Origin of the sequence: Thioclava kandeliae, assembly GCF_040297545.1 — a bacterium.
GTDB lineage: Bacteria > Pseudomonadota > Alphaproteobacteria > Rhodobacterales > Rhodobacteraceae > Thioclava > Thioclava kandeliae.
Genome location: NZ_JAYWLC010000045.1, coordinates 1 through 9,705, shown reverse-complemented (window position 1 = coordinate 9,705; position 9,705 = coordinate 1). Strand labels below are relative to the sequence as shown.

The 9,705-nt window shown below is 54.5% G+C and carries 7 protein-coding genes and 3 pseudogenes; 4 read left to right on the top strand and 6 right to left on the bottom strand.

Translation table 11 applies throughout. The features are described from left to right. Window positions 1-262 (top strand): hypothetical protein (locus VSX56_RS20015; RefSeq protein WP_350939310.1); only part of this gene is annotated, 262 nt, incomplete at its 5' end. A gap of 640 nt (window positions 263-902) precedes the next feature. Here the strand turns inward: VSX56_RS20015 and VSX56_RS20005 are convergent. Then, a pseudogene (locus tag VSX56_RS20005) lies at window positions 903-1,837 on the bottom strand (IS5 family transposase). A 66-nt stretch (window positions 1,838-1,903) separates the two neighbouring features. On the opposite strand from VSX56_RS20005, the pseudogene VSX56_RS20000 reads away from it, so the two are divergent. Further along, window positions 1,904-2,089 (top strand): annotated as a pseudogene (locus VSX56_RS20000) (integrase core domain-containing protein); the annotation flags it as partial. A gap of 38 nt (window positions 2,090-2,127) precedes the next feature. Here VSX56_RS20000 and VSX56_RS19995 read toward each other — a convergent pair. The 4 genes from VSX56_RS19995 to VSX56_RS19980 all read right to left on the bottom strand — a co-directional run bounded on the left by VSX56_RS19995 (window position 2,128) and on the right by VSX56_RS19980 (window position 4,475). Next, the gene (locus VSX56_RS19995; protein ID WP_350939309.1) at window positions 2,128-2,607 is read right to left on the bottom strand and encodes a DUF2938 family protein; all 480 of its coding nucleotides are present in this window, start codon (window positions 2,605-2,607) and stop codon (window positions 2,128-2,130) included. Window positions 2,608-2,745: 138 nt separating this feature from the next. Beyond that, window positions 2,746-2,922 carry a hypothetical protein gene (locus tag VSX56_RS19990; protein ID WP_350939308.1) on the bottom strand — a complete coding sequence of 59 codons (177 nt, stop codon included), beginning with the start codon at window positions 2,920-2,922 and terminating at the stop codon, window positions 2,746-2,748. Further along, window positions 2,923-3,387: an extracellular solute-binding protein gene (locus VSX56_RS19985; protein WP_350939307.1), complete on the bottom strand. Its 465-nt coding sequence runs from the start codon at window positions 3,385-3,387 to the stop codon at window positions 2,923-2,925. A 158-nt stretch (window positions 3,388-3,545) separates the two neighbouring features. Then, window positions 3,546-4,475 (bottom strand): DUF6880 family protein, encoded by a 930-nt coding sequence (locus VSX56_RS19980; protein WP_350939306.1) that lies wholly within the window; start codon window positions 4,473-4,475, stop codon window positions 3,546-3,548. Window positions 4,476-7,407: 2,932 nt separating this feature from the next. Between VSX56_RS19980 and VSX56_RS19975 the strand changes: the two genes are divergently transcribed. Both VSX56_RS19975 and VSX56_RS19970 read left to right on the top strand, forming a co-directional pair. Then, window positions 7,408-8,469: a chemotaxis protein CheB gene (locus tag VSX56_RS19975; RefSeq protein WP_350939305.1), complete on the top strand. Its 1,062-nt coding sequence runs from the start codon at window positions 7,408-7,410 to the stop codon at window positions 8,467-8,469. Between the two features lie 110 nt (window positions 8,470-8,579). After that, window positions 8,580-9,264: pseudogene (locus tag VSX56_RS19970) on the top strand (IS6 family transposase). A gap of 107 nt (window positions 9,265-9,371) precedes the next feature. Here the strand turns inward: VSX56_RS19970 and VSX56_RS19965 are convergent. Next, window positions 9,372-9,705: transposase (locus tag VSX56_RS19965; protein WP_350938335.1), on the bottom strand; the 334-nt coding region annotated here is incomplete at its 5' end.

Below are 9,705 nucleotides of genomic sequence, written 5' to 3'. Positions count from 1 at the left end.
TACTCCTCCATCATACGGGATAAACTATCCCAAAAGGTGGACCACTTCAGTGGGGCAAGACCAGATCTACGGTCTAGCAACGCAGCGTTGCGGCGATGGCCAGCATGGCGGACGCTCTGAGAGAGCCAAAAACGACCATGTCGCACTTAACGCCTACGAGCTTCAGATATCTGAAGCCAGTCAGCGAGGTGAAGTTGTGACTGCGATCCTGATATTTTTATATGATACTGAAATTTATACAAAAAGCATTTTTATCAGGTAAGGATATGCTTTAAATCACAGCGTCGCGTTAACGCCAGCCGTTATGATTGGCAGAGAGAATTCCACTAAATGCCCGCACGTCGTCGACCCAAGGCTAGCTGTAAGATTTCGGAAAAGAAGGTTTAAATCGCGCCATCTGCGCGTCGGTCAGTTGGAAGAAGTTGCTCGTGTCACTGCTCCATTTCTAAGCCGTGAGTTTCGCACTGAGGTGAAGATCAGTGCACCCTGCACCCTAGCGAGCGTTCAATTGGAAATATAGCCAGAAGAAATTTCTGGACGAAATATTGCTGCTTCACAAGAGTTCGGCAGATCAGCCTCCATCAGCTTGCAAAAACTTAGATGATCTTCAAGTTGCACATATTTCTGTGCAAGAGCGTGATTCAAACGCATGAGGCCCACGTGAGTGTAAGCTTTTTCCGCGGACGAACGAAGTGCAATCATTGCTTCAAGTTCACGGATTGCTTCATTAATTCAGCGCTGCTCTGCCAAGTAATATGTCATATGTTGGAACCTCATGTGCCTATGGCATGGCAATTAAGACCGAGTAACGCCTAATAGCGAATAATGTTCCTTTCGTTTATGCATCCCGAGCTTGTTGCGCTATTCGGCCTACAGTACGAGTAGCCCCATTCCCTCTGGCTTCAGGCCACGGCTTCGATATGGGCCCGTCCGAGGGCTGAGATGCGGTTCCTGATTGCGCTACGGGTCTGGATTTCGGCGGTCTGGCGGTCGGGATCTCATGACATGATCCGATCGCCCAAAAGCTTCGGACGGTTCATCTGGGCCTCGACGCGACTTCGAGCGTAATAGCCGGTCCATTTCTTTCAGATTGATCGCCCCAAACGCCGCGTCGCTCGCAGGATCTCGTTTCGCGATATCGCGGCGGGGCAGTCGGTTTTTCAGGCGCGACCATTGCGACGGATTGGAATGATCGGTTCCGCCCCATGCTCAAGGATCACGTTATGGCAGTAGCGTGTGTCATAGGCGCCATCGGCCGTGACTGTCTCTATTTCTTCGCTGGCCGGGATGTGTGATAGCAGTTCCGGCAGGATCGGGCTGTCGCCTTGCCTGCCGGAGGTGAATTCGAGCGCGCGGATATCGACAGTGGCAGGGTCCGTCGCAAGTTGAACCTGCCGCCACTCGCGTCGGCGCGTCGCGCCGTGCTTGCGCGAAAGCCACTCTCCATCCCCACTCAAAAGTGGATCCCAGTGCTATCGATCAGCAAATTTAGAGGCTGGCTGGAGCGCCGATGTGGGATCTGCACCTTGATCTTGGCCTGACGGCGACAGAGCGACGAATAGTCGGGTACGGGCCAGTCCAACCCCGCCATCTTGATCAGGCTCGCGACCAGATCGACGGTTTGGTGCAGCGGCAAGCCGAACACCACTTTCATCGTCATGGAGGTCTGAATGGCGTTATCGGAGAAGGTCTCGGGATGCCCGAGCTTGTCACTTCGCTCCGCTTGCCAGGACATGTCAGGATCGAACAAACCCGACAACGATCCTCGCCGCTTCGGGGAGGCGCTATAGTCAGACCAGTTCGTCGTGCGGTAGCGGGTGTGAGCAGGCTTGGGCATCCCAGAGATCTAACCATCAGGATTTCACAGACTAATCCCGCTCACCGATTAGTGCAACATGCATGCTTTATCGCCAGACTTCGCGACGAATTGCTTGATGGGGAGGTATTTTATTCACTGAGAGAGGCCCAAATCCTGATCGAACGTTGGCGCCAGCATTGCAACACGGTGCGCCCGCACAGTTCGCTGGGCTATCGCCCACCAGCGCCGGAAAGCATCGTGCCAGTAGACCAGGGGCCTACGATGCACTAACTTTTAAATTGAACCACTCAAATGGGGCAGACCACGCCTTATGCCAGAAGGCAGGCGGTGGCGTATTCGCCCAGAGCGAAGACAAGATGCGCCATCAGCATCCCCTTGAGGAGGCCTGCGCGATCGGGTACGCCCCGTCCCAGAAACCCGCCGCCCATCCCAGGCACCATGAGGCAGAGCCCCGCGCAGGTGGTGAGCCCGAGCCCGATCACCAGGAAGGGCCAGAAGCGCGACGTCTCGACGATCCCTCCGCCCCAGATCAGCGGATACGACGCGGCATAAGCGATGCCGACGAAATAGTGAAAGGCCCAGCCAAGCGCGTGATCGGCGCCCGTGGGGGCGGCGCTAGACACAAAGACCCAGCGGCCTCGCGCCATTCCGCGCAGCCAGAGCCCGACATTGCCCCAATTGGTGGGCGTTTTTCCGGCCAAGCGGGCCATCAGCTGAGCCGATAGGTCGAGGAGTAGTGTGGAGGCGATGCCGACCACGACGATGAAGCGGAGGATCTCGGATGCCATGACGGGCCTTTCGGGGGACGTGCGGACACTATGTCCGCTTTAAATTATGATTGCCCGAAAAGGCGGGCGCTTACAAAGGGATAAAACCCCCGCGGAATGTTCCGTGGGGGGGCGTGGGAGAACTTTGTGGAGGGCGCATCAGTATCCGGCCTTCTTAATCTCGCGCTCGGAAATCTGCTGTGCCTGCGCCAGGGCCTGATCGCCCGTGATCTGGCCCGAGAGCGCCGAAGAGAAAACCTGCCCGACTGCCGCAGCCAGCCCTTGGAATTCGGGGATACTGACCCATTGCGTGCCGAGATAGGGGAAGTCCTGCACTCACGGATGCATCACATCGACCGCCTCGATCAATTGCAGCGTCGCATCCGCAAAAGGCGCGTTCATGGTGTATTCAGGATTCGCATAAGGCGACTTGCGCGTGCCGGGAGGTGTATTGCCCCAGCTATCCTCGCGAGCCACAAGCTCGGTATATTCCTTGGAGGTCACCCCAGAAATAAAGGTTTCTACTGCCTTGGCATGTTGTGAGGTCTTGAGAATGGAGAGAGCCCATGACCAGAGCCAACTGCCATAATTATCGACCCCGTCCTTGTGTGGGAAGCGGGCAAAGCCGAAGTGATCAGCGTATTTCGCTTCCTTGGGATCGGTGATGACAGATGCGCCGACGCTCGCATCGATCCAGATGCAACATTTGCCCGTCTCGAAGAGCTCGGGATTGTCATTGAACTCGTTACCCACGGCGCCCGGAGAGCCGTAATTCTTCATAAGCTCCAGATACTTATCCATGGCCTCCTTCCATTCGGGGCTGCCGAGCTCGGACTTCCAGTCTACATCGAACTAGCGCCCGCCATAGGAATTGGCCATGGAGGTGAGGAAGGAGGTGTTGATGCCTCAGCCCGCCTTGCCGCGCAGACAGATACCATAGACACCGGCAGAGGGGTCGTTCATCGCCTTCGCGGTAGCGGTAGCGGTAGCGGTAGCGGTAGCGGCAGCGGCAGCGGCGTTCTCGTTCCAGGTGGGTTTTTCAGGGATGGTGTGCCCGTTTTCGCGGCCAGATCGCTGCGATACATAGTGATCGCGGATTCGGCATAGAAGGGCAAGCCATAGAGCTTGTCCTCATAGGAGGCGCTCGCCGCAACTGTGGGCACGAGATCCTCGCCATCATAATCGGCCGACAGATCGTCGAGCGGCTTGAGCCAGCCCTGTTTGGCCCAGATCGGCACTTCGTAATTGCCGATGGTCACCACGTCGAACTGACCGCCATTGGTCGCGATATCGAGCGTGACGCGCTGGAGCAGGAGGTTTTCCTCGAGCACGACCCAGTTGATCTTGATGTCGGGATGCCCCTCGTTGAAGACGCTCGTCTGGCGCTGCATCCGAGTCACGTCGGCATTGTTGACGGTGGCCTTCTCTTTCAACGCGGCTAGCCCTTCCGGGCCAAGCACCGGTGCGAGCGCCTCGACCGCGCGGTCAAAGGCGCCGTAACCATCTGCCGCCGTGACCTCAAGGATCTGCTCGGCCATCGTGTCAGAGGACAGCGTCAGGCGATGCGCGATCTGACCAATCGCCTTCATCGCCGCGCGCATCGTGTCGCCAGTGGTGCCCGAACTATCATCGGTGCGCACATAATTGCCTTCTGCCAAATGACATTCCTTCCAGAGCAGCTCGAATGCCAAGCCAGGCGCTGTGGGCGCGATGCGGGTCTCGAACAGTAGCGTCGCCTCGGTTAGTTCCTGCGCGGGCTTTGTCTGCGAGGGGCGGTCGAGAAAACTCTTGCCCCGCCGGTTAGTGGCAAAGCGCTTGCGGATATCGGCGGCAACCGTCTCGGGCCCGTCGTCAGCCGCAAGAGCTATCCGCACCCGCCGCTGCCGCACGGCGTCCCCTCGACCGCCTCAAGGAGCAGATGGGCCAGAACCTCCGCCCCGAATTCGGTCAGATTGACTTTGTTGAGGGGTTTGCTGGCGATGTGATATGCCCTTGGGTCTGAGAGATAAGCCTAGCCGACAGCACGAGGAATTCAACCTATAGAAAAGGCGCCCACTCGGCGCCCTATATATAGATCGGAATTTGGATTCGCGGAATCCTTTCCCGATTTCGAGACAACTTTGCTCCGACTTATAGATCTACGGCGGCTTACACGACTGCGGCGACCGGTACGAATGTCAACACCGTTGCGCTCTACTCGTGAAGATTTAGATGAGTTTTGAAAAGCCGCCTGACATAGGCGGCTTTCCTCTTTAATTGAGATGGGGAGATTGCCTCAAAATGAGCATTTTCCGCTTTGTACGGCCAGTTCTGCCAAAAGCTCTTCACATGAGAAGCCCATCTCCTCACATTGAGAAACTGCCTTATCAGCGAGGGTGTTGAGGTCGTGGCGCCGCAGCTCTGCTGGCGACAGTTCTATGGTGCGATGCAGATTAAGAAGCGCGGATATTGGATACCGCTCAGAGTTGATTGTACGCAAAATAAGACATCCAAGACATGTTTATAATAACCTTATATCGGTCAATTAGACTAGATAGCCTCGGATTGTCGCAATCAACTGCTAACATTTATTGTTATTGAAAATATTTTTTATTTTCTTGTCTAGCATCAAAGGAAAGGTGGCTAAGGTCTCTAAACAACAGAGTAATATACTCTCAACGAGCCCATTCTGAAGGGCAGGCCTGAATGTTCCTTCGGGCGAGAGAGCAGATGCTCACCAACACAAGAGAAGGATAAATCCAAAATCTACCTCGGTCCAAAAGTCAAAGCATTCGATCGTGTGCTTACTAAGCACTGGCTTTGGAATTTATTACAATAGACACAAGATGCTGGGCACTGAACGTGGTGATCGGTGGTGTGGAGCGCGAAAGCACTCGGGGCTTAGCTGGTGGTAAAGTTATGCGAGGGGAAAGGAACAAATTTTCGTCTCACCAAGGCTCGCGAGGCGCCACGGGAACGTGAGTAGCAGCCTATGGAGAAAACTGCCCGCATTGTCTTGGCGCGTCTCTACCCTTTCACCATATGTTTAAAAGATCGGGTGGAAGGTGAGACTCTTGATATCTAACTGTAGCTCAATCCTTATTCTAAAGTCACCGGTGCTGCTTTTGTCCGAGAAGATGACGACGTTCCATACCTCGCGGTAACAAAGTGTCGCGGGCAAATATCCGCATGTGCCACAGCCAGCGCAACGCGTAGAGGCGTCGCCGCGGCAGCTCAAATCTGCGATATTGCATAAATCACTTCGACAACCGCACCCAGTGTACCGGATGGTTGCCGTCGAGCCTTTAACCCCGCGTGGGCACTGTGCTCAGGTGTACACTCCGCTACCATAAGCTTATTGCGCACGGCGCGCTGGAGGGTGCGCAAGTTCGCTTTAACATGTACATAATGCGGGGGCTTTGTATCTGCCGTGTCGTTTACCAGAGGGCAAATTTTACGCCTACGAAGCCAGAGAGTATCTCCTCAGAAAATTAGAGCGCTGTCGTATCTGTTGCGATGCTGAGAACATGCCGGTTGAAGTGGAGCATATTTTCCTCGAGGCGCGCGGGGGATCAAACCGGATCTACAGCCTCACACTCCCCCGCCACAGAAATGAGGTTGAAAAACAAGGAGAAAGTCGATAAGGGTAGATTATCACCTTACAGCGCCAAATGCAAACTCCGTTTGGGCCGGTCTGAGCCTCTCCTGAAGCCGTTGCGCACTGGATGCTCAGCGAGAATTGATGCTGTCACAATAGCCCCACAGGCAGTGTCGATGCGAGCGCCGCACTCAAATGGGTGCGGCGTTTTCGCTTACATATTAAGTTTGTCTAAAAAATACTATTTGGCAATCCAGCATCAATAGCAATTCTTGTGGGAAACTCCATCCTTCAGTGTAGGGAGGAAAGCGAGGACGTCCAATAGACGTCTCCCGCTATCAACTATCAAGAAATGACTGACGTTCAGGCGACATCCGATCTAGGTCTAAACCTCCGTGTTACCCACTCCCTAGCTACCCCCTAATGCAGGGAACAGCGTAAGCGCATCTAATGGCTGGACTAAAATCAGTTCTTGTCAGAAAGGAGTACCGGACTACCTAAATCATTGCTCTCCGTCTTGTTCACACTACTCCGTCGAGAGCACTAAGGCGCGGCTTTGGCGAATTGCCGCGCCTTTTTCACTTTCATTACGTGTGCCATATGAAAGCGTTCCTAACCCAGCTGGGGCCATTAGTTACGCGCTTCAAAGACGTACCAGTTCTCTTCGAGCAAGCGCACGATCTCGGGGCGCTATACTTCGTCATAATCGGCATGTTCTAACAACTGGGGAGGATCAGCGTTCTTCGGTAGATGATACTTGTAGGTGGATGGGCCGATCAGTGAAATTACCCCGATTGGATAGAGTTTGAGCGCCTCATGCTGATGAACCCTGCCGTCACTTTAACCGGCGGTAGAGCCCTGCAGCCGCGAAATAAGTCTCGCCTAATGCACCTTCCGCTTTAGCACCTTTCTCTAGCCATTCAAAATAGGCGGTATCCTTGCGAGGCGCTGTAGCATCCGACTTCGCCGGGGCATTTTGCCAAGGATTGGTTTGCCAGCAAAATCTTTCCCGCAGACTTGAAACACATTCTTCGCCAGGCTCGCTCGGACCTTGATGATCTCAGACCTGACCGCCTTCCACTATGGATTACTGCGATCCCGCCTTTGCATAAAGATGCCGTCGAGGGCGATTATATCATCGAACCCGACTGACAATGTAATCGTGCAAATTGTCATCACGTGCTTTATGAGAAATCCGCACTACTTTCATTCTCGGATTTCAAAATGGGAACGGGGGCAGGGGGATGTCGGATATGGACGGACGACGGTGTGCGCAGGTTGATGGCGAGACGGACGGACAAAACGATAGCCTGCGCCTTGATACAATTATTCTCACCGGTTCGGCAGGCGCCTATCAGTTGATTGAAAAAATCGTATCATCGCTACCAGCCTCTCTTCCGGCATCGGTTTTCGTGTTGATCCATATGGGGATTTCCGGATATCCTTATTTGGATCGGCTTTTACAGAGCAAATCGCGCCTTTCGGTCAAGCCAGCTGCTGACGGCGAAAAAATTGAGAAGGGCACCATCTATACAGCACTTCCTGACCAGCACCTGATGCTCGGGCGCTCGCATATGCATCTACGCCGAGGACCAAGGGAAAACGGTTTCCGGCCGGCGATCGATCCGCTCCTACGTAGCGCTGCAGTGCATTTTGGTACGCGTGCCGCAGGATTTGTTTTGAGCGGACTTCTGGATGACGGTGCTGCGGGGTTACGGGCACTCTCCTCCACTGGAGGCATGTGTTTCGTGCAAGATCCAGCAGATGCGCTATATCCGGATCTACCACTGAGCGCACTCAGAGCGGTGCCGGAGGCAACAATTATCTCGGCTGACGATATTCCATCGGTTATGGAGACGATTGCAGGAGGGCAGGTGGCGGCGCCGCGACCTACAACTGACGAGATTGCACTCGAACTCATGATTGCGGGGATGCATGGCAACACAATAGAAAATGCCGAGCATTTGGGCCGGCTAGCCCCCTTCAATTGCCCTGAATGTGATGGTGTACTTTGGGAGTTGGCGGATGGTCCGATCCGCCGTTGGCGCTGCCATACAGGTCATGCATTCTCTGAAAAGACCCTGTCGCGGGCACAGGAATATTATCTCGAACGGACGCTTATGAGTACTCTTCGCGCGCATCGCGGAAGGATTCGCGCGATTGAAAGCGCGCTTGAACACAGTACTCCAGGCTACGAAAATCGAAGCGACCTTCAGCAGAAGCTTTCCTCCTATCGCGAGGACGCGTCCAAGATCGAAATTATGCTGACCCGCGCAGATACAGAGCCCGCTATTTTGCCCGGATAGGCCAGCGTGATGCCTTATGGTGTTCTGTCGCAAAGTCTTATGGTTCTTTCGAGTCTGGGTCGAGTTGTCTATAAGTTTTCGGCTCCTGACGGTGAAAGGATGACGGCAGGATGATTGGATTTATGGGCAGCCATTGCCCAAAAACTGTGATCCTTTACGTGATATTTTTTCTATGTTTGCTATGCTGTTTCCTACCGTTAACTTAAAGGAATCATGGCCGAGCGTGGGGTGGAGGTCGATCACGCCACGTTGAACCTCTAGGTCGTAAAATATGCGCCGCCGGTCGCCGCAGAAGCGCAGCAACGCAATTTCCCGAGCGGGCGGTCACGGCGGATGGACGAAACCTATGTCAGGGTGAAGGGGCCATCGTGTTATTTCTATCGGGCGATCGATAAATATGGTCAAACCTTTAATTTTATGCTCTCCGAGCGTCGCTGAGAGACTGCCACTATCGTTTTCTTCGCCCGCACGATTAGCAGCAAAGGCTGGCCCAACGGGGGCGCCATCGATAAGAACGGCGCGAACATGGCTGCGCTGGAAAATATGAATATTGGTCTGATCCTGGCAGGCTGTCACTGGCTGACCGGGCTTCTGCAGGTGCACTATCTAAACGATATTGTCGAGCAAGATCACCGTTTCATCACGCGAACGACCCATTACATGCGGGATTTCAAATCCTTTTCGATTACTCAGGCAACGCTGACCGGGATCGAGGCTGCTCATATTTTCCGAAAAGGACAAATCCCTGCCGGAGGCACGAACGCCTTTCAAAAACTAGCGGCGCTCGCGAAATAATTGTGCTCAGATCGCGGATTTCATGCAGATCACCGGAATGTTTGATCGTGTCCCACCTGATGGTGTAGCTCATAGCGGGCCTCGTGCTGACTGGCGGGCCGAGCTGATCAGTCGCGCTGCGCTGCAGGCAAGCTGACCACGACATCATCGCAGATTGGCGCCAGCGTTTCCAGTGTCATGTATCGACCGCGCTGGACGGTCCATTCCTCGGTCTGCTCCATCAGGATGGCCCCAACGAGGCGGCGGATCGAAGCCTCATTAGGAAAGATCCCGACCACGTCCGTACGGCGCTTGATCTCGCCGTTTAGGCGCTCAATCGGATTTGTGCTGTGTAGCTTCGTTCGATGCTGCTGGGGAAAGGTCATGTAGGCCAGCACATCCTCCTCGGCGCCGTCCATGAGGGTCGCCAGCTTTGGCAGTTTCGGACGCATCTGATCAGCG

Coding starts and splice junctions, on each gene's coding strand:
- VSX56_RS19995 (WP_350939309.1), bottom strand. CDS start 2,607: ATGGCATCCGAGATCCTCCGCTTCATCGTCGTGGTCGGCATCGCCTCC.
- VSX56_RS19985 (WP_350939307.1), bottom strand. CDS start 3,387: ATGGATAAGTATCTGGAGCTTATGAAGAATTACGGCTCTCCGGGCGCC.
- VSX56_RS19975 (WP_350939305.1), top strand. CDS start 7,408: ATGTCGGATATGGACGGACGACGGTGTGCGCAGGTTGATGGCGAGACG.